At 70.1% G+C, this 19,156-nt stretch carries 17 protein-coding genes; 1 reads left to right on the top strand and 16 read right to left on the bottom strand.

What is annotated here, in order from left to right:
- Positions 1 to 20 precede the first annotated feature (20 nt).
- The 10 genes from argH to ABCU91_RS07485 form a co-directional block, all read right to left on the bottom strand.
- The gene (gene argH, locus ABCU91_RS07530; RefSeq protein ID WP_413353295.1) at positions 21 to 1,451 is read right to left on the bottom strand and encodes an argininosuccinate lyase; all 1,431 of its coding nucleotides are present in this window, start codon (positions 1,449 to 1,451) and stop codon (positions 21 to 23) included.
- The gene (locus ABCU91_RS07525) at positions 1,448 to 2,575 is read right to left on the bottom strand and encodes a DUF418 domain-containing protein (RefSeq protein WP_413353294.1); all 1,128 of its coding nucleotides are present in this window, start codon (positions 2,573 to 2,575) and stop codon (positions 1,448 to 1,450) included. Before ABCU91_RS07525 ends, argH begins: the two co-directional genes overlap by 4 nt.
- Positions 2,554 to 3,477, bottom strand: a complete 924-nt coding sequence (gene argF / locus ABCU91_RS07520) for an ornithine carbamoyltransferase (protein ID WP_413353293.1) — start codon at positions 3,475 to 3,477, stop codon at positions 2,554 to 2,556. Before argF ends, ABCU91_RS07525 begins: the two co-directional genes overlap by 22 nt.
- Positions 3,474 to 4,718: an acetylornithine transaminase gene (locus ABCU91_RS07515; RefSeq protein ID WP_406922216.1), complete on the bottom strand. Its 1,245-nt coding sequence runs from the start codon at positions 4,716 to 4,718 to the stop codon at positions 3,474 to 3,476. Before ABCU91_RS07515 ends, argF begins: the two co-directional genes overlap by 4 nt.
- Complete coding sequence (gene argB / locus ABCU91_RS07510; RefSeq protein ID WP_413353292.1) at positions 4,715 to 5,614, bottom strand: acetylglutamate kinase; 900 nt, start codon at positions 5,612 to 5,614, stop codon at positions 4,715 to 4,717. Before argB ends, ABCU91_RS07515 begins: the two co-directional genes overlap by 4 nt.
- Positions 5,611 to 6,768, bottom strand: coding sequence for a bifunctional glutamate N-acetyltransferase/amino-acid acetyltransferase ArgJ (gene argJ / locus ABCU91_RS07505; protein ID WP_413353291.1), 1,158 nt, complete (start codon positions 6,766 to 6,768; stop codon positions 5,611 to 5,613). The genes argB and argJ overlap by 4 nt, the downstream gene beginning before the upstream one ends.
- Positions 6,765 to 7,814: an N-acetyl-gamma-glutamyl-phosphate reductase gene (gene argC / locus ABCU91_RS07500; RefSeq protein WP_413353290.1), complete on the bottom strand. Its 1,050-nt coding sequence runs from the start codon at positions 7,812 to 7,814 to the stop codon at positions 6,765 to 6,767. Before argC ends, argJ begins: the two co-directional genes overlap by 4 nt.
- 208 nt (positions 7,815 to 8,022) lie before the next feature.
- Positions 8,023 to 9,009 carry an NAD-dependent epimerase/dehydratase family protein gene (locus ABCU91_RS07495; RefSeq protein ID WP_413353289.1) on the bottom strand — a complete coding sequence of 329 codons (987 nt, stop codon included), beginning with the start codon at positions 9,007 to 9,009 and terminating at the stop codon, positions 8,023 to 8,025.
- Positions 9,006 to 10,589 (bottom strand): hypothetical protein, encoded by a 1,584-nt coding sequence (locus tag ABCU91_RS07490; protein ID WP_413353288.1) that lies wholly within the window; start codon positions 10,587 to 10,589, stop codon positions 9,006 to 9,008. Before ABCU91_RS07490 ends, ABCU91_RS07495 begins: the two co-directional genes overlap by 4 nt.
- Positions 10,571 to 11,341 (bottom strand): ABC transporter ATP-binding protein, encoded by a 771-nt coding sequence (locus ABCU91_RS07485; protein ID WP_406922222.1) that lies wholly within the window; start codon positions 11,339 to 11,341, stop codon positions 10,571 to 10,573. Before ABCU91_RS07485 ends, ABCU91_RS07490 begins: the two co-directional genes overlap by 19 nt.
- Before the next feature lie 59 nt (positions 11,342 to 11,400).
- Here ABCU91_RS07485 and ABCU91_RS07480 point away from each other — a divergent pair, with 59 nt between their 5' ends.
- Positions 11,401 to 12,525, top strand: a complete 1,125-nt coding sequence (locus ABCU91_RS07480; RefSeq protein WP_413353287.1) for an AAA family ATPase — start codon at positions 11,401 to 11,403, stop codon at positions 12,523 to 12,525.
- Between the two features lie 2 nt (positions 12,526 to 12,527).
- Here ABCU91_RS07480 and ABCU91_RS07475 read toward each other — a convergent pair whose 3' ends face one another.
- The 6 genes from ABCU91_RS07475 to ABCU91_RS07450 all read right to left on the bottom strand — a co-directional run bounded on the left by ABCU91_RS07475 (position 12,528) and on the right by ABCU91_RS07450 (position 19,125).
- The gene (locus ABCU91_RS07475) at positions 12,528 to 12,926 is read right to left on the bottom strand and encodes a hypothetical protein (RefSeq protein WP_413353286.1); all 399 of its coding nucleotides are present in this window, start codon (positions 12,924 to 12,926) and stop codon (positions 12,528 to 12,530) included.
- 59 nt (positions 12,927 to 12,985) lie between these two features.
- Positions 12,986 to 15,496, bottom strand: a complete 2,511-nt coding sequence (pheT, locus tag ABCU91_RS07470) for a phenylalanine--tRNA ligase subunit beta (RefSeq protein ID WP_413353285.1) — start codon at positions 15,494 to 15,496, stop codon at positions 12,986 to 12,988.
- Positions 15,496 to 16,536 (bottom strand): phenylalanine--tRNA ligase subunit alpha, encoded by a 1,041-nt coding sequence (pheS, locus tag ABCU91_RS07465; RefSeq protein WP_406922226.1) that lies wholly within the window; start codon positions 16,534 to 16,536, stop codon positions 15,496 to 15,498. Before pheS ends, pheT begins: the two co-directional genes overlap by 1 nt.
- A gap of 48 nt (positions 16,537 to 16,584) precedes the next feature.
- Positions 16,585 to 17,505 carry an amino acid ABC transporter permease gene (locus tag ABCU91_RS07460; protein WP_406922227.1) on the bottom strand — a complete coding sequence of 307 codons (921 nt, stop codon included), beginning with the start codon at positions 17,503 to 17,505 and terminating at the stop codon, positions 16,585 to 16,587.
- Positions 17,502 to 18,158, bottom strand: coding sequence for an amino acid ABC transporter permease (locus tag ABCU91_RS07455; protein WP_091352501.1), 657 nt, complete (start codon positions 18,156 to 18,158; stop codon positions 17,502 to 17,504). The genes ABCU91_RS07460 and ABCU91_RS07455 overlap by 4 nt, the downstream gene beginning before the upstream one ends.
- Positions 18,159 to 18,228: 70 nt before the next feature.
- Complete coding sequence (locus ABCU91_RS07450; RefSeq protein ID WP_406922228.1) at positions 18,229 to 19,125, bottom strand: glutamate ABC transporter substrate-binding protein; 897 nt, start codon at positions 19,123 to 19,125, stop codon at positions 18,229 to 18,231.
- Positions 19,126 to 19,156: the final 31 nt, after the last annotated feature.

Below are 19,156 nucleotides of genomic sequence, written 5' to 3'. Positions count from 1 at the left end.
TGTCGTCGGTATAAGTGGGATCAGATGTCGAGTTCGCGTGCGAGGTCCTGCACCCGGGACACCAAAGCCGAACGCTGCTCACCCACCCGCACAGGAGCGGTGCCGCCCACGCCGTCACGGCTGGCCACAGACCCCTCGACCGTGAGGACGTCCCGCACGGTCGGCTCGAGATGCGGCGAGACCTCGGCCAGCAGGGCGTCGTCCGCGTCCTCGAGACCGATCCCCCGCTGCTCGCACGCCTGCACCAACGCGCCGGAGATCTCGTGTGCGTCGCGGAACGGAACGCCGCGCTTGACGAGCCAATCCGCCACGTCGGTCGCCAAGGAGAATCCCTCGGGAGCGGATGCCGTCATCCGGTCGGTGTCGAAACGGAGAGTCGCGATCATCCCCGCGAACGCCGGGAGGAGGACTTCGAGCGTCGTCACCGAGTCGAAGACGGGCTCCTTGTCCTCCTGCAGATCGCGGTTGTACGCGAGAGGGAGAGCCTTCAGCGTGGCGAGCAGGCCGGTGAGGTTGCCGATCAAGCGGCCGGATTTGCCTCGAGCGAGCTCCGCGATGTCGGGGTTCTTCTTCTGGGGCATGATGCTCGAGCCCGTCGAGAAGCCGTCGTCCAGGCGGACGAACGAGAACTCCCGCGTGTTCCAGATGATGATGTCCTCAGCGAAGCGGGAGATGTCGACGCCGATCATCGCGGCGATGAAGGCGAACTCCGCCACCACGTCGCGCGCCGACGTCCCGTCCATCGAGTTCTCGGCCGGTCGCGCCAGACCGAGGTCCTGCGCAACGGCGTGGGCGTCGAGCCCGAACGTCGCGCCGGCGAGCGCTCCCCCGCCGTAGGGCGAGACCGATGCCCGGGCCGTCCAGTCCCGCAGCCGTTCCAGGTCGCGGACGAGGGGCCAGGCATGCGCCTGCAGGTGATGCGCGAGAAGCACGGGCTGGGCGTGCTGAAGATGTGTCCGCCCCGGCATGATCGCTGTCGAGTGGGCCTCGGCTTGCGCGACGATCGCGTCGACGACGCGCACGATGTCCCGCGCGATCACCCGCGAGTGATCGAGGAGGAACAGGCGCACCAGGGTCGCGATCTGGTCATTGCGACTGCGGCCGGCGCGGAGCTTGCCACCCAGCTCGGGACCGACCTCACGGATCAGGGCGGCTTCGAGCGCACCGTGGACGTCTTCGTCGGACTCCACGGCCACCAGGTCGCCGGAACGCACGGCGTCACCGAGCGCGTCCAACCCGGCATGCATCCGCGACTCTTCCTCGGCCGTCAGGTACCCGGCGGCGGCGAGCGCACGCGCATGCGCGTGGGAGCCCGCCAGGTCGTAGTGGGCCAGAGCCCAGTCGAAGTGCGTGGATCGACTCAGTTCGACGAGCTCCGGAGACGGTCCGGTGGCGAAGCGTCCGCCCCACAGTGCACCCTGGTTCGTCGCGTCGCTCTTACTCTCACTCACGTGACCACCCTATCGGCGGGGTCGAGGTTCCATCCGGGCACCAGCGTGCGGGACAGGAGGGCCAGCGCGCGTTCCAACGGTCCTTGTCCGCGTAGCAGCGCCCACGCTGTGCAGAAGACGACGGCCCCCAGGCAGAACCACCAGAAGAGTCCGAGATCGCGGAACGCCTGCAGGTCGGTCGTGTCGTCGAAGACGCCGAGCGCGATGACGGCCCAGACGAGGACCTGCCCCACGTAGGCGGTCAACGGCATGGACCCGACCGCACGGAAGGGGGCGACCAGCCACGTGATAGGCGTGCGGCAGAGGAGCAGGCAGGCTCCGAGGACCGCCAGGGCGAATCCCCCGGAGCCGATGACCTCCGCGACCCCGCCGCTGTGGGCCTCCCCCGAGAGCACCGCCTCTCCGTAGGTTCCCGGCGACGTCATACCGCTCGCCTCGGCGACGATCGAGATGATGCCGCCGACCACCACGGCGGCAACGCCCGCCGCGAGGATCGTCACCTGCACAGACAGGATGCGGAGGTCGGTGCGTCCGATGGCGATGCCGGCGACGACGAACGCGATCCACAGCGGGAACGGATACGCCCATCCCGTGAACAGGAAGAACTGCCTCCCCGACTCGCCATCCCACACCGGGAGCGCGTCGAGGAACGGCAGGACCCACGGCATCACGAGCGCGACGGATGCCGCGATGCCCCAGAGCGCGCGTATCGACAGGGCGAGCAGCGGAAGGGCGAGGAGGAAGAGGATGCCGTAGGCCTGGAGGATGACGTAGATCGGCACACCCGTCTGCGTGAGGAGCACCCCGATCAGCCAGAGCGCGACGGCGCGGACCGCGAGGCGCTTGCGGCTCACGCCCAGCCGCGCCCCACGATGCGGCATCCGCCCGCCGGTCATCAGCGCGATCGAGACTCCCGCGAGGGTGGCGAACAGGATCGACGATCGGCCGTTGACGAGGTCGGCCCACGTCGACGGGTCCGTGAGGACCAGGGGCTCCTCGATGGTGAGCAGGTGCGCAGCGAGCATGCCGAACACCGCGAGCGCGCGGGCGAGGTCGATGCCGTGGAGCCTGGCGGGGCCGTTCCAGCTCCGCCAGGTTCGGGTCAGCTCTGCCGCAACAGCCACACCAGCAGCGCCTTCTGCGCGTGCAGGCGGTTCTCCGCCTCATCCCAGACGACGCTCTGCGGTCCGTCGATGACGTCGGCGTCCACCTCGTACCCGCGGTCGGCGGGGAGGCAGTGGATGAAGACGGCATCGTCCTGAGCGAGCGCCATCGTCTCCTGCGTCACCTTGTACGAGCCGAGATCCCGCAGGCGCGCGATCTTCTCCTCCTCCTTGCCCATCGACACCCACGTGTCGGTCACGATGACATCCGCACCGGCGGCGGCCTCGTTCGGGTCGGTGTAGAGGGTGAGGGATCCGCCGGTTTCGGAGGCGCGGCGGTCGGCGTCGGCGACGACGTCCTCGCGGGGTGCGTAGTCCTCCGGCGAGGCGATGCGCACGTGCATGCCGGCCGTGACACCCGCCAGCGCGTAGGAGTGCGCCATGTTGGAGAGCCCGTCACCGAAGAACGCGAGGGTGAGACCCTTCAGCTCGCCCTTGTGCTCGCGGATCGTGAGCAGGTCGGCGAGCAGCTGACAGGGGTGGAAGTCGTCGCTCAGCGCGTTGACGACGGGGACGCGCGTGTCCTTCGCCATCTCCTCGAGACCTGCCTGCGCGTAGGTGCGCCAGACGATCGCGGCGACCTGCCGCTCCAGCACGCGCGCGGTGTCGGAGGGTGTCTCCTTGCCGCCGAGCTGGCTGTTCGCAGTCGAGATGATGAGCGGCGATCCGCCGAGGTCGGCGATGCCCACGGCGAAGGACACCCGCGTACGGGTCGAGGACTTGTCGAAGATGACCGCGACGGTCTGCGGACCCGCGAGCGGCTTCTCCTTCCAGCGGTCGGCCTTCAGCTCGAGCGCGAGGTCGAGGATCTCGGCCTGCTCGGCGGGGGTCAGGTCGTCGTCGCGCAGCAGGTGGCGGGTCATGCGGAGGCCTCCGAGGTGTCGTGGGTCGTGTCATCGAGCATCAGGGCGTCCTCGACGGTGGCGAGGGCCCGGGCGAAAAGGGTCTGGAACTCGTCGATCTCGACGTCTCCGATCGTGAGCGCCGGAGCGAGACGGATGGTCGAGTCGTTGGCGGCGTTGATGATCAGGCCGTGCTGCTGAGCCGCGGCGACCACGGCGCCGGCGACGGGATGCCGGAGGGCGACGCCGATCAGCAGCCCCTGGCCGCGGCATCCCTCCACCAAGGCCGAGCCGATCGCGTCGATGGCCTCGCGGACCTGACGGCCGCGTTCGGTCGCCGCCTCGACAAGGTTGGCGTTCTCGATCTCATCGAGGACCGCGGACGCCACGGCGGTCGCGAGCGGGTTGCCGCCGAACGTGGATCCGTGGGTGCCGGGGTAGAAGAGCTCGCTCGCGGCACCGAAGGTGATGAGCGCGCCGATCGGGATGCCGTTGCCGATGCCCTTGGCGACGGTGATGGCATCCGGGGTGATGCCGGTGTGCTGGAACGCGAACCATGCGCCGGTGCGCCCCGCTCCGGTCTGGATCTCGTCGATGATCAGCAGCGCACCGTGACGTTCGGTGATCTCCCGCGCGGCCGCGAGGTAGCCCTCGGGGAGATCGAGCACCCCCGCCTCGCCCTTGATCGGCTCGACGAACAGCGCCGCGACGCGGTCGTCGATGGCCTCTTCGAGAGCCTCGATCGTGGAGTCGAGGAACTCGACTCCCGGGACCATAGGCTCGAAGGGCTGCTGCATGGTGGGTTTGCCGGTCAGGGCCAGCGTCCCCATCGTGCGCCCGTGGAAAGCGTTCTTGAGTGCGAGGATGCGCGGGCGGTCGGTGCCGCCGTGAAGGCGCGCGAGCTTGAAAGCGGCCTCGTTGGCCTCCGCGCCGGAGTTGCCGAAGTAGACCCGGCCGGAGTCCCCTGTGCCGGCGAGCCGCTTCAGCCGAGCGGCGAGACCGAGCTGCGGCGGCGTGGCGAAGTAGTTCGAGACGTGGCCGAGGGTCGCGGCCTGCTCGGCGACGGCCTGCACGAACACGGGGTGAGCGTGACCCAGGGAGATCACGGCGATGCCGCCGAGGAAGTCGAGGTATCGGGTGCCCTCGTCGTCCCACAGGTGCGCGCCTTCGCCGCGCACAAGCAGAGCGAACCGGTCCCCCGAGTTGAGGACGAGGTCGCGCGCGGCGTCGTCCTTCCAGCTCACCGTCGTCTGCGCGGTCATCCCGCCACCACCTCTGTTCCGATTCCGCGTTGTGTGAAGAGTTCGACGAGCACCGAATGCGGCTGGCGTCCATCGATGATCGCCGCGCGATCGACGCCGCCGTCGACCGCGTCGAGGCAGGCCTGCATCTTCGGGATCATCCCCGACTCGAGGCTCGGCACCAGGGCGCGCAGCTCCGTTGCCGTCAGGTGCGAGACGAGGGAGTCGCGGTTGGGCCAGTCGGCGTAGAGGCCGGCGACGTCGGTGAGGATGACGAGCTTGACCGCGCCGAGGGCGACGGCGAGCGCTGCAGCCGCGGCGTCCGCGTTGACGTTCAGGGAGCTGCCGGGCTGATCGACGTCCGGCGCGATCGACGAGACGACCGGCACCCGGTCGGCGGCGAGGTGGTCGAGGATGGCCGTCGGGTCGACGCCGACGACGTCGCCCACGTGCCCGAGGTCGTGTTCGGCTCCGTCGACCACGACACCGCGACGGCGACCCTGGAAGAGTCCGGCGTCCTCCCCCGACATCCCGGTGGCGAACGATCCGTGCGCGTTGATGCGCGACACGAGCTGGGGGTTGATCTGCCCGGCGAGCACCATGCGGACGACCCCGATCGCCTCGGTGCTCGTGACGCGGTAGCCGCCCTTGAACTCGCTCGGGATGTCGAGGCGGTCGAGCATGGTCGAGATCTGCGGTCCGCCGCCGTGCACGACGACGGGCTTCACCCCGACGTGGTGCAGGTAGGCGATGTCCTCGGCGAAGGCGGCCTGCAGATCCTCGCTGACCATCGCGTTGCCGCCGTACTTGATGACGACGATCTGATCGCGGAAGCGCTGGAGCCAGGGCAGGGATTCGACGAGGACCGCGGCCTTGCCGGCGGCCTCTTCGGGCGTGGTCTGCTGGATGTCGGTCATGACGAATAGGCGCTGTTCTCGTGGACGTAGTCGTGCGTCAGGTCGTTGGTGAGGATCGTCGCCGCCGCCTGACCGACGCGCAGGTCGACGAGGATGTGCGTCGCGCGGGGAGTCAGGTCGACCTCCTCGCGGGGGCGGTCGGGTCCTCCGGCGGTGCAGACCCGGACCCCGTTGAACGACACGTCGACGTCGTACGGGTCGAAGGCGGCATCCGTCGTGCCGATCGCCGCGAGGACGCGACCCCAGTTCGGGTCGTTGCCGAAGATGGCGGCCTTGAAGAGGTTGTTGCGCGCGATCGAGCGGCCCACCGTGACGGCGTCCGCCTCGGTCTCGGCGCCGACGATCTCGATCGTGATGTCGTGGCTGGCGCCCTCGGCATCCCCCTGCAGCTGCGCGGCGAGGTCCAGGCAGAGCTCGGCGAGCGCGAGCGCGAAGGCGGCAGGCTCGGGACGGATGCCGCTGGCTCCGCTCGCGAGGAGCGTCACCTGGTCGTTCGTCGACATGCAGCCGTCGGAGTCGAGCCGGTCGAAGCTCACCCGGGTGGCCTCGCGGAGCGCGGCGTCGGCGGCCGCGGCATCCAGGTCAGCGTCGGTCGTGATGACGACGAGCATCGTCGCGAGGCCCGGAGCGAGCATGCCGGCGCCCTTGGCCATGCCGCCGATGGTCCAGCCGTCCTGCGAGACGACGGCGCGCTTGGGACGGGAGTCGGTGGTCATGATGGCGAGGGATGCCGCCTCTCCTCCGTCGGCGGAGAGGGCGGCGACCCCCTTCTCGACGCCGTCGAGGACCTTGCCGCGGAAGACCTCGTCACCGGTGCCGATGAGACCGGTCGAGCAGACGAGCACGTCCCCGGCGCCGACGCCGAGGAGCTCGGCGGCCTTCTCGGCGGTCTGGTGCGTGGTCTGGAACCCGAACGTGCCGGTGAAGCAGTTCGCTCCCCCGGAGTTCAGGACGATCGCCTCGACGATGCCGTCCCCGATGACCTGCTGCGACCACAGGATCGGGTTGGCCTTGGCGCGGTTCGTCGTGAAGACGGCCGCACCGACCTTCTTCGGGCCGCGGTTCACCACGACGGCGACGTCGTTCGCCCCGGTCGACTTGAGGCCTGCGGCGACGCCGGCCGCCTCGAATCCCTGTGCTGCCGTGACGCTCACGGTGCCACCCCGTTCACGCTCAGGCCCGTCGTCTCGGTGAGACCGAGGGCGATGTTCATCGATTGGATCGCGGCACCGGCGGTGCCCTTGACGAGGTTGTCGACGGCCGCGACCACGACGACGCGACCTGCCGCCCGATCGATCGCGAGTCCGAGGAGGGCCGTGTTCGCGCCCAGCACGTCGGCCGTCCGTGGGAACGAGCCCTCGGGCAGGAGGTGCACGAACGGCTCGTCAGCGTATGCGGACTCCCACGCGCCCCGGATCTGCGCGTCGGTGACACCGGGCGCGATGGGGGCGGTCGAGGTGGCGAGGATTCCGCGCGCCATGGGCACGAGCACCGGGGTGAACGAGATGCGGATGTCCGCGGCGGTCGGCGCGGCGGCGGCCAGCGCCTGCCGGATCTCGGGGATGTGCCGGTGCGTGCCGCCGACGGCGTACGGGTTGGCGGTGCCGAGGATCTCCGACGCCAGGAGGGTCGTCTTGAGGCTCTTGCCCGCCCCGGAGGGTCCGACGGCGAGCACGGTGACGATGTCACCCGGATCGATGACGCCGGCGGCGACGCCGGGTGCGAGACTCAACGAGACGGTGGAGGCGTTGCAGCCAGGGGCCGCGACGCGCGGCGCGCCGACGAGGGCATCACGTTGCTTCGCGCGTCCGACCGGGAGCTCCGGAACGCCGTAGGCCCACGGCTCGGAGAACGCGCCCCCGTAGAACGCGTCCCACGCGGACGGATCGGTGAGGCGGTGGTCCGCGCCGGCGTCGATGACGAGCGGAACGTCCTCGAGCATCTCGGTGTACTGCGCGGACTGGCCGTGCGGCAGGGCGAGGAAGACGACGTCGTGCCCCGAGAGGACCTCCGGGGTCGTGTCCTGCAGCGTCAGGTGCGCGAGGGACCGCAGGTGCGGCTGGTGGTCGATGAGGGGCTGTCCGGCGTTGGAGTGGGCCGTGACGGTGCGGATCTCGACGTCGGGATGCGACGCGAGGAGGCGGAGGATCTCTCCACCCGCATAGCCGGAAGCGCCGGAGACGGCGACCGAGAAGGTCATGGATTCAACCTTATTGTCTGGAGTGAGCGGGGCCGGAGACGGCGACACCTGCGGCTCGATCCGGCGTGCGCGGAGAGCGGGAGGGGTCGCCTAGCGTCGGCGGTCGCCCAGACGTCGACGCGCGCGGACCACCGTCGAGACGGTGAGGGTCGCGGGCGAGGACATACCGCGACGGTATCGCCGCGGCATCCGTCGTCGCAAATCGAGCTCAGCGCTCGGCGCGGAGCGCTTCGATGAGCGCGAGCTCCTCGGCGCGTTCGAGCCCGGACGTCCGGGCGCGCGCGACACCGCGTTCGCGTTCGTCCTCGAGGACGCGGGCGACCGTCTCGGCGAGCGGACGGGTTCTGCCCCCCGCCGCCCGGTAGGCCGCACCGCTTCGCGATGCGAAGCCCGGCATGTCGGCCGGCAGCCACAGCGGGAGCGATCTCGGTCCCGCCCAATGCGCGATCCCGTGACGCTCGAGCCAGTCGGCGGGAGCGGTGTGCACCTCGCCGGTGTGGCCCGCGGCATCCCGCGCGACGGTGACGACCTCAGCCAACGGGTGGGAGGGGCCAACCGCATCGACCAGGCCGTCGAATCCGCGTGCCCCCGAGGCGACGACGAAGGACACCAGGTCATCCACGTCGATCACCTGTGCGCGGAGCGCCGTCGCTTCGGGAACGAGGACCGCCTCTGCGCCCGCGGCTGAGAACCGGGCCGGCCAGTAGCCGAAGCGGTCCGTCGGGTCCCCCGGGCCGACGATCAACCCTGGTCGGATCACTGAGACGCGGGCGCCGAGAGCCGCCGCCTCACCCTCGGCGGCGACTTTGGCTCGCGCGTAGTCGTAGGCATCCGCCTCGCCCAGGGGCTCGACGATCGCCGCCCGCTCGTCGGCGCCTACCCGGGTTGCGTCGGCGTAGACCGACACGCTCGAGATGTACGTGGCGTGCGCCGCGCGATCACCGAGAGCGGATGCCGCCTGCGCGACGTGTGCGGGAACCGAGGAGACGTCGACGATCTCGTCCCATTCGGTCCCGGCCAGCGCATCGTAGGCCTCTGGCAGGTCGCGGTCGGTGACGACGAGATCCGCGCCCGCGGGGGCAGCGCGACCGCCGCGCGCCGTCACACTCACGCGGGCGCCGCGCTCGAGCCATGCCTCGGCGACGCGGCGACCCACCCACCCGGTGCCGCCCAGGACGAGGATGCGGTCGGTCATGACGGCAGCGCCCGGATGCGCTCGAGCAGTTCCGGACCGGACCGGTCGAAGGTCCGCCCGCCGAGGTGAACACCCAGCGCGGCGATGCCGCCGCCGACGACGACTCCCGTGGCGAGCGTCGGCAGGCCCCACGCCGCAGGTCCCTGAACCATCCCCGTGACCGCGAGGGCGAGGACGGGCAGCGAGAGCACCGCGACGACGGCCCACACGACGAACACCAGCAGACCGCCCACGAAGGTCTGACCGGGGACGCTCTTGAACGGGCTGTCCCCCGGCGCGGCGACGGGCGAGATGATCATCGCGGACGTCACGGCCGACACCCCGTACCCGGTGAGGAGGACCCCCAGGGCGGTGCCGAGGACGAGCGGGAGACGCCCGGCATCCGCACTCAGGACGCTGGTCGCGACCGTGAGTACGACGACCAGGGGGATGCCGAGACACGCCGCTCCGAGGAGCCGCCCGAGACGGTCGTCGCGACCCCGCACGCCCGTTGCGAGCACCGTGGCGTACGCCGTGCCGTCGTAGGAGATGTCGCTGTAGCAGGCGATGGCCAGCACGAACGCCACGAGGACCGGGGACGCCGCGAACAGGAAGCCGTCGACGCCGCTCACGAAGGCGAACAGGATCGGGAAGATCGGCACCACGAGAAGCTGGCGGAGGTACCGCGGATCGCGCAGCCAGGCGTTGAGCGAGCGTGCCCAGGTCGCACCGATTCCGCCGGTCGGCATGAGCCCGAACAGCCCGAGCTTGCCCGCGGCGACCTGCCGGCTGGACTGCCGGGCCGGAGAAGCCGTCGCCCCGGCGATGGCGCGCGACCACGCCCACCAGAGCGCGGCCAGAGCGGCGAGGGCGATCGCGAGGCGAGCGAGCGCGAGCAGTCCCTCGCCGGCGGCGAGCGCCGGCGCCACCGCCCACGCCGCTCCGAGCGGCGTCCACGGCAGGATCGCCGCCGCGGCGCCGAGCCTCTCGCCGAGCGATCCGTCGCCCCCGTCCAACAGGCTGAGGATGCCCGTGGTGATCGGTCCCGCGAGCATCACGACGACCAGCACGAGAGTCCCGATCAGCTCGCGCCCGCGGCGATTGCCGCCGACGCCACCGGAGAGCTCGGCGACGAGCCGGGAGGCGACCACGCAGATCGCCACGCCGACCAGGGCCGCGGGGATTCCCGCGAGCGCCGCGAGCGGCCATCGCGCCCACAGGATGACGGAGATGAGTGCGACCAGGGTCGACACGATGCCCGGGATCCCGGTCGCGCCCGTCCCGGCGAGCGCGAGCATCGTCTGACGGCGGCTGAACGGGTACGGCGCGAGACGACGCGCGTCGATCGCCGTGTCCATCCCCGCCACGACGATCGGCCCCACGACCCACCCGAGCACGAGTGCGCTGCCGCCGATGATGCTCACGGCGGCCGAGGCGTCGAGCGATCCGGCCAGGCTCAGCGAGACGATGCCGGCGGTGACGGAGATCAGGATGCCGGTTCCCCACAGCGCGCCGGCGATGAAGCCGACGAGCTGCCAGGGTCGACGGGCGAGGGTGTTGAAGAGCGCGCGGTACCGGAGCTTCAGGACTGTCGCAACCACTGCGGCCCCTCACTCGTGTGACGCCCGCCGACGAGATCGACGAATCGGTCCTGCAGACTCTGCCCGGCGCGAACCTCGTCGATCGTGCCGGACGAGAGGACCCGCCCCGCCGCGATGATGGCGACGTGATCGCACATGCGCTGCACGAGGTCCATCGAATGGCTCGAGACGATGACCGATCCGCCCGACGCGGTGTAGCTGCGCAGGACGTCCTCGATATTCGCCGCCGAGACGGGATCGACCGATTCGAACGGCTCGTCGAGGACGAGGAGACGGGGTGCGTGCACCAGCGCGCACGCGAGCGCGACCTTCTTGGTCATACCCGCGGAGTAGTCGGCGACGATCGTCCCCGCGGCGGGGCGAAGATCCATGAGATCCAGGAGATCCGAGACGCGCGGCGCGATCTCGTTGCGCGGCAGCCCGAACATCATGGCCGTGTAGGTGATGAGCTGCTCGCCGGTGAGGCGGTCGAAGAGTCGGATGCCGTCGGACAGGTTGCCGATGACGCGTTTGGCGGCCACCGGGTCCCGCCACACGTCGATCCCGTGCACCCAGGCGCCGCCCGCGTCGGGACGCAGAAGGCCCGTCGCCATCGACAGCGTGGTGGTCTTGCCGGCGCCGTTCGGGCCCACGAGGCCGTAGAACGAGCCGGACGGCACGATCAGGTCGATACCGGCGACCGCCGGGGTCGACCCGAAGTGCTTGACGAGGCCGGAGAGATGGAGGGCGGGGACGATCTGGTGCTCGCTCACCCGGCGAGCCTAGCGAACGGTCTCGTCGCGATGTCCACTCCACCTGGCACAGTGGGGGGATGCTGCGCACGCTCGCCGTCTCCGGCTACCGCTCTCTCCGCGATGTCGTGCTCCCGCTCGAGGAGCTCACCGTCGTGACCGGCGCGAACGGGTCGGGCAAGTCCAACCTGTACCGCGCACTGCGCCTGCTGGCTTCCGCCGCGCGCGGTGATCTCGTCGGTGCCGTCGCGCGGGAGGGCGGGCTGCCGTCGCTCCTGTGGGCCGGCTCGGAGGACGGCGGCGGGCAGGGCACCGTCCGACGCAACCCGATCGCGGTGCAGCTCGGTTTCGCGTCGGACGAGCTCGGGTACCTCGTGGACCTCGGCATCCCCCAGGCGTCGCAGAACAGCGTCTTCGCCCGCGACCCTGAGATCAAGCGGGAGCAGGTCTTCGCCGGCAGACTCGCGAAGCCGGCGACCCTGCTGATCGACCGGCTCCGGGCGCAGACGCGCGTCCGTGACGGCGCGTGGGTGTCCCTCGACCAGAAGCTCGCGCCTTTCGAGAGCATCATCACAGACCTCGCCGACGGCGACACGGCCCCGGAACTGCTCGGTCTCCGGCGGATCATGAACGGCTGGCGCTTCTACGACCACTTCCGGGTGGACGCCGACGCCCCTGCCCGTCGTCCGCAGGTCGGCACCCGCTCGCCCCTCCTCGCCCACGACGGATCGAACCTCGCCGCGGTGTGGGCCACCGTCCACGACGCGGGATTCGGGCACCTGCTGGACAGCGCCGTCGACGAGGCCTTCCCCGGCAGCCGGGTCAGGGTGGAGGCATCCGACGGGAACCTCCGTCTGACCCTGAGCCAGCCGGGCCTCCTGCGGCCGCTGGACGCAGCTGAACTCTCGGACGGAACCCTCCGCTACCTCCTCCTGTGCGCCGCACTGCTTCCTGCACGTCCGGCGCCGCTCACCGTCCTGAACGAGCCCGAGTCCAGCCTTCACGCGAGCCTGCTGGCGCCGCTCGCGAACCTGGTGCGGGCGGCGGCCGCGCAGACGCAAGTGCTGCTGGTCTCGCACGCGCCGGGACTCATCGACGCCATTCCTGATGCGCACCGCATCTCGCTCGAGCGTCGCATCGACGGCACCGTGGTCGAGGGTCAGGGAATGCTCGATGCTCCGCCCTGGAACTGGGGCACGCGCTGAGGTCAGAGGACGACGAACGACGAACCCAGCACCAGGACCAGGATGACGCCGGCGACGACCGCACCGCAGATCGTGATCGCGCGGAACGCTCCGTAGCCTCGGTGGCCGGCGGGAGACCGGAAGGCGCCGATGGCCGCCGTGGTTGCCGCGATCGCGACGACGACGAACCACACGACGCCGCTCACGACGGGGCCGGTCCATGCCGCCGGGAAGAAGACGCACGCCTGGGGGAAGAGCAGCATCCCGTACTGCCACCCGAGGGAGTACGACACCAGGCTCGCCGCCACCATCGTGACGTTGACAGCGGCGAGGAACCGGATGATCCTCGCTGCTCTCGGCATGCGTTCCGCCGCACCCTCGTGAGGAACGGGGGATGCCGGGGCTGCGGACGCGGTCGTCATACGCGAACCGTATCCTCCGAACGGCTGACTGTGCAGTCGGCCATTCGGAGGACAGCAGTTCAGTCGCGGATCGCCGCTCCGTGACGCTCGGCGGCGACAGCCACACCGGCGAGCTTCGCCTCCGTCGCCTCCGTCGCGGTCAGCGTGCGGTCGTCAGCGCGGAAGCGCAGGGCGAACGTGAGGCTCTTGGCTCCCTCGGGGACCCCGGCGCCGCGGTAGTCGTCGACGAGACGGAGGTCCTCCAGCAGAGGACCTGCGCCGTCGGCGAGCGCATCCCGCACCTCGCCGGCGGCGAGGTCGGCTGCGACGACGAGCGACACGTCCTGCGTCGCCGCGGGGTACGTCGCGAGTGACGGCGCGGCATCCGGTGCGGGTGTGAGGGCGAGGACGGCGTCGAGGTCGAGTTCGGCGACGAAGACCCGCCCCTGCAGGTCTGCCGCCTCTGCGACGGCCGGGAGCAGCTCGCCGACGTAGCCGACTTCGGCGTCCCCGACGAAGAGCGAACCGGCGCGGCCCGGGTGGAGCGCGGCGCGCTGGGTCTGCCGGACTTCGATCTCCACACCTGCGGCGGATGCGATCGTCCGCACCGCGCCGAGCGCATCGGCGAGGTCGAAGGCGACGGCCGGCTGGCCGGGTCGCTTCGCCAGCGCGTTGCCGTGCAGCAGGACGGCGACGTGCCGGGGCTGCGGCGGGATCGACGCGTGCAGTGCCGCGAGCGTCGCCTCATCGGGCAGCTGCGCGAGCGGCGGCACGGACGTGGTGCCGTACTCGACGCCCTCGACGGGTGCGAACACCGTGCCGGTCTCGAAGAGGGCCACGTCGGTGAAGCCCCGGGACACGTTCCGGTGCGCGATCTGCAGGAGTCCCGGCAGCAGCGAGCGCCGCAGGAACGGCGCCTGACCGTCGAGCGGGTTGGCGAGGCGGATGGAGGGCAGGTGCTCCCCCGTCGCCGAACCGTGGAGGTCGTTCTGCTCCTCCGTCGTGAACGGGAACGCGACGACCTCGACGTGGCCGGAGGCCGCCAACGCGTTCGCGACGCGACGACGTCCGCGCTGTGGCGCCGTCAGGCCGCGGCCGGAGGGAGGCGTCGGGAGGATCGACGGGATCCGGTCGAGCCCGTGCAGTCGCGCGACTTCTTCCGCGAGCGTCCACCGGTCCGTGAGGTCGGGGCGCCAGGAGGGCGGGATGACCTCCCAGCCGCCGTCGCCGTCGATGACCTCGCACCCGATGGTCTCGAGCGCGCCGACGATCTCGTCGGGCGTGTAATCGACGCCGATCAGGCCGCCGACGAACGACTCGGGGAGCTCGACCGACGGGACGAACACCTCGGCGAAGAGCGCGCCGCCCGTGGTCGTGTCGAGCGTGCCGCCCGCGAGTTCGACCATGAGGTCGGCGACGCGGCGTGCCGCGACGAACGGGATGAGCGGGTCGACGCCGCGCTCGAAGCGCCGGGACGCCTCGCTGGGAAGCTTGTGCCGACGCGCGGTGCGCGCGATCGACACGGGGTCGAAGATCGCCGCCTCGATGAGGACGTTGCGCGTGGCATCCCCCATCTCGGTCTTGCCGCCGCCCATGACACCCGCCAGGCCGATGGGGCCGGATTCGTCCGTGATGAGCAGGTCCTCGGCGTCGAGCGTGCGCTCCTTGCCGTCGAGGGTCGTGAGCTTCTCCCCCGCCGACGCGCGGCGCACGGTGATGCCGCCGGTGAGCGTGTCGAGGTCGTAGCCGTGGATCGGGTTGCCGAGTTCGAGCATCACGTAGTTGGTGATGTCGATCAGGATGCCGAGGGAGCGGATGCCGGCGAGCGACAGGCGCGCGGTCATCCAGGGCGGCGTCGGCAGCGAGGCGTCGACGTCGCGCACGATGCGCACGACGAACTCGCTCGCACCGGGCTTGCCGTGAATGGGCGCCGCGTCGTCGACAGTGATGCCGAACCCGCCGGTGGGCTGCTCGAGCTCTTCGAAGGCGCGCAGGCCCGGGTCGGTGAAGCGCGCGCGGGTCGCGTGCGCGTACTCGCGAGCCGCACCACGGATCGAGAGGGCGTACCCGCGGTCGGGCGTGACGTTGATGTCGACGGCGGCGTCGTCGAGTCCGAGGAGGGCGATCGCGTCGGTACCGACCTCGGGGTCGAGGCCCAGTTCCGTCAGGCGGAGGATGCCGGAGTGCTCCTCCCCCAGGCCGAGTTCCTTGGCGGAGGCGATCATGCCGTCCGAGACATGGCCGTAGGTCTTCCGCGCAGCTATCGGGAACGGGCCCGGGAGGATCGCTCCCGGCAGCGTCACGACGACCTTGTCGCCCTCGAAGAAGTTGCCGGCGCCGCAGACGATGCCGCGGACGCCGCCGTTCGCCTCGCCGACGTCGACCTGGCACCACCGGATGGTCTTGCCGTTGGACTGCGGCTCGGCCTCGAACGAGACGACACGTCCGACGACGATCGGGCCTGTGAGGTCGAACGCGTGCACGTCCTCCTCTTCGAATCCGACGGAGACGAAGGAGGCCAGGACGTCCTCGGGGGTCGTGCCTTCGGCTACATCGACGTACTCGCCGAGCCAAGAGAGCGGGACGCGCATCAGACCACCATTCCGAACTGCTCGCTGAAGCGGACATCGCCCTCGGCCATGTCGCGCATGTCCTGCACATCGCTGCGGAACATCAGGGTCCGCTCGATGCCCATGCCGAAGGCGAAGCCCGAGTAGACCTCGGGGTCGATGCCGGCGGCGCGGAGGACATTGGGGTTCACCATCCCGCATCCGCCCCACTCGATCCAGCGCGCGCCACCGGGGAAGGTGGGGTGCCACAGGTCGAGCTCGGCGGACGGCTCCGTGAACGGGAAGTAGTTGGTGCGGAACCGGGTCTTCGCTTCGGCTCCGAAGAGGACCTTCGCGGCATGATCGAGCGTGCCCTTGAGGTGCGCCATCGTGATGCCCTTGTCGATCACGAGCCCCTCGAACTGCGTGAAGGCAGGCAGGTGCGTCGCGTCGAACTCGTCGGTACGGTACACGCGGCCCGGGCAGAGGATGTAGATCGGGACCTCGCGCTCGAGCATCGAGCGGACCTGCACCGGGCTCGTGTGCGTGCGCATGACGAGGTGGCGGGCGACCGGGTCGACGAAGAACGTGTCCTGCATCTGGCGGGCCGGGTGATCGGGCGCGAAATTGAGGGCGTCGAAGTTGAACCACTCGTGCTCGAGTTCGGGTCCCTCCGCGATCTCCCACCCCATGCCGACGAAGAGGTCGGCGATCTCCTCCTGGAGGAGGGAGATGGGATGCCGCGCCCCGACCCGCCCGCGCGGGGCGATCGCCGTGATGTCGACGCGCTCCGCTTCGAGCTTCGCCGCCGTCTCGGCGGCGGCGAGCTCGGCCTCGCGAGCCGCGAGCGCCTGATTGACGCGGCCGCGAGCCTGGCCGACGAGCTTGCCGGAGGCGGCCTTCTGGTCGTTCGGGACGTTGCGCAGCTCGGCGTTGAGACGCGCGAGCGGCGATCCCTCCGCGGTGTGAGCCGAACGGGCGGCCTTCAGCGCGGCGGTGTCGGGGGCGGCGGCGAAGGCGGCCAGCGCTTCAGCGACGGCGGCATCCACCGCCTCGGGGGTGATCTCGGGTGCGTCGGACACGAGAGACGAGTCTACCGGCGGGCCGGAGTGCGGCCCGCCGGTAGGACGTCAAACCCCCCGGCCGGTACCCGAGTCCTTCGAGCTCGCCCTCAACTGAGTGGCGATGAGCTCGGTGTCGGTGGTCTCCTGAAGAGGCCGGGCCGGAGCCGCGCCGGGAGCGCCGGGATTGCGGCTGAGGCGTTTCTCGACCAGCTTCGCGACACCGGACAGTGCCAGACACAGACCGATGTAGATGATGCCTGCGACGATCGTCGCCTGCACGATGGGTCGGTCGAGCGAGTTCTGCGAGCCGAGGTACTTCGCGTAGAAGAGGAGTTCCTCGTACGTGATGATGAAGCCCAGAGCGGTGTCCTTCAGCGTCACCACGAGCTGAGCGATGATCACCGGCATCATGGCCCGGATCGCCTGCGGCAGGAGGACGAGGCGCATGACGCCCGACTTGCCGAGGCCGAGGGCATAGCCAGCCTCGGACTGTCCGCGCGGGAGCGATTCGACCCCTGCGCGGATCACCTCGGCGAGCACCGAACCGTTGTAGACGATGAGGGCGATGACGACGACCCAGTACCCCTCGATCCGAACGCCGAGCACCGGCATCCCGTAATAGAGGAGGAACATCGTCACGAGCACGGGCACCGCGCGCAGGAATTCGACGACGGCGGCGACCGGGACACGCACCCACGCGTGATCCGACAAACGGCCGATCGCGAGGATGAAGCCGAGGGCGAGCGCGCCCACCGCTGCGACGGCGAAGGCCGCCAGCGTCCGACCCGCGGCCATCAGGAACTGCTCCCAGATGCGGGTGTACGTGAAAGCGTTCCACTTCTCGGCGGAGAACTGTCCGGTGACCGCGAGGCGCCAGACGAGGAAGCCGATGACGGCCGCCACCACGAGGACGACGACCACACCGATGATGCGGTTGCGTGCGATCGCCCGAGGGCCGGGGACGTCGTAGAGGACGCTGCTGCTCATCGCGCCACCTTCCATCGGTTCTCGAGTGTCCGCTGACCCCACGACAGGAGCAGGACAAGGGCCACGAAGATGACCATCACGCAGATGATGACCACGAGCTGGTTCTCGCCTCGTTCGCTCAGCCAGTCGCGGGCGGACCCAAGGTTCATGACCGAGAATCCGGCGGCGACGGTCGTGTTCTTCAGAAGGGCGATGAAGACGCTCATCATCGGCGGGATAACGGATCGGAACGCCTGCGGGAGGACGACGAGGGACATCACCTGGCCGAAAGTGAGGCCGAGGGCTCGGGCTGCCTCGGCCTGGCCGACCGGGACCGTGTTGATACCCGACCGCACCGTCTCGGCGACGTACGTGGCGGTGTAGATACCGAGGGCTGCCACGGCGAAGATCACCTGGACGCCACCGCTCGCCCGGACTTCGAGAAGAGGCGGCAGGGTGAAGGCGAATCCGAAGAAGACGAGAGTCAGCGGTGTGTTGCGGATCGTGTTGACGTAGAACGTGCCCACGGCGCGGGCGATCGGCACCGGCGAGACGCGCATCGCGCCGACGATGATTCCGAGGATGAGGGCGATCAGCCCACCCCCGAAGAAGAGGACGAGCGTGCCGAGGAGCGCTTCACCCCAGAAGTCGAGGTTGTCGGTGATGACGCCCATGGGGTCCTTTCGAACGTCTCAAGAGAGGAGAAACCCCGGGGACACGAACACGTATCCCCGGGGTGAGAGGTCAGTCGACCTGGGGCTGCGTGGCCTCGACGCCAGCCGGCTCGAGGTACTTCTCGTACAGCGCGGTCCAGACGTCGCCGCCATCCGTGAACAGGGTGTTGATGTGGTCCTTCAGGACGGTGTCGCCGTCCGCGAGGCCGACGCCGTAGCGCTCTTCGCTGAAGGGGCTGCCTGCGAGCTTCAGGTTGTCCGGGTCCTCCGCGACGTAGCCGGCGAGAATCGCCTCATCCGTCGTGATGGCGTCGACCTGACCGTTCAGCAGCTGCTCCACGCACTCGGAGTACGTCTGACGCTCGGTGACCTCGCCGTTGTACTCGTCACGGATGCGCTGCAGCGGCGTGGAACCCGTCACCGAACACGTGACCTTGTCCTGAAGGTCGTCGGGACCGCTGATCGAGTCGTCATCGGCGGCGACCAGGAGGCCCTGGCCCGTGATGAAGTACGGCCCCGCGAAGTCGATGACCTCGTCGCGCGCGTCCGTCATCGAGTACGTGCCGACGTAGTAATCGATGTTGCCGTTGACGATCTCCTGCTCGCGGTTCGCCGACGGGATCGTCTGGAAGTCGATCTGGTCCTCGTCGAATCCGAGGGATGCCGCGATCCACCGAGCGATGTCGACGTCGAAGCCGGTGCGCTCACCCGAGACGGCGTCTTCGTAGCCGAGGCCGGGCTGGTCGCTCTTGACACCGACGACGATCTTGTCGGCCTTCGAGGCGCGGTCGAACGTCGGGCTGCCGTCGAGAGTCACGTCGCTCGCGACCTCCCAGAGGCCCTCCGTGTCGTCGTCACCGCCGGCAGCGCCGCCGGGTGCGGTGGGGCTGCCGCTGTTGCAGCCTGCGAGTGCGAGTGCCGCGATCGCGATGCCGGCGAAGGCGCCGGCGAGTCGTGTCTTACGCATGTGATCCTCCTGGTTTCGTGTCGTTCGTCGT

Origin of the sequence: Microbacterium phoenicis (assembly GCF_047302325.1) — a bacterium.
Lineage (GTDB): Bacteria > Actinomycetota > Actinomycetes > Actinomycetales > Microbacteriaceae > Microbacterium.
The sequence above is the reverse complement of the archived record's forward strand: the minus strand, read 5'-3'. Positions and strand labels throughout refer to the sequence as shown.

What these genes read in the sequence shown, in the direction of transcription:
- argF (WP_413353293.1), bottom strand. Translation starts at nt 3,477, where the DNA reads ATGACCCGCCACCTGCTGCGCGACGACGACCTGACCCCCGCCGAGCAG.
- ABCU91_RS07515 (WP_406922216.1), bottom strand. Translation starts at nt 4,718, where the DNA reads ATGACCGCGCAGACGACGGTGAGCTGGAAGGACGACGCCGCGCGCGAC.
- argB (WP_413353292.1), bottom strand. Translation starts at nt 5,614, where the DNA reads ATGACCGACATCCAGCAGACCACGCCCGAAGAGGCCGCCGGCAAGGCC.
- argC (WP_413353290.1), bottom strand. Translation starts at nt 7,814, where the DNA reads ATGACCTTCTCGGTCGCCGTCTCCGGCGCTTCCGGCTATGCGGGTGGA.
- ABCU91_RS07495 (WP_413353289.1), bottom strand. Translation starts at nt 9,009, where the DNA reads ATGACCGACCGCATCCTCGTCCTGGGCGGCACCGGGTGGGTGGGTCGC.
- ABCU91_RS07480 (WP_413353287.1), top strand. Translation starts at nt 11,401, where the DNA reads ATGCTGCGCACGCTCGCCGTCTCCGGCTACCGCTCTCTCCGCGATGTC.
- ABCU91_RS07475 (WP_413353286.1), bottom strand. Translation starts at nt 12,926, where the DNA reads ATGACGACCGCGTCCGCAGCCCCGGCATCCCCCGTTCCTCACGAGGGT.
- pheT (WP_413353285.1), bottom strand. Translation starts at nt 15,496, where the DNA reads ATGCGCGTCCCGCTCTCTTGGCTCGGCGAGTACGTCGATGTAGCCGAA.
- ABCU91_RS07460 (WP_406922227.1), bottom strand. Translation starts at nt 17,505, where the DNA reads ATGAGCAGCAGCGTCCTCTACGACGTCCCCGGCCCTCGGGCGATCGCA.
- ABCU91_RS07455 (WP_091352501.1), bottom strand. Translation starts at nt 18,158, where the DNA reads ATGGGCGTCATCACCGACAACCTCGACTTCTGGGGTGAAGCGCTCCTC.
- ABCU91_RS07450 (WP_406922228.1), bottom strand. Translation starts at nt 19,125, where the DNA reads ATGCGTAAGACACGACTCGCCGGCGCCTTCGCCGGCATCGCGATCGCG.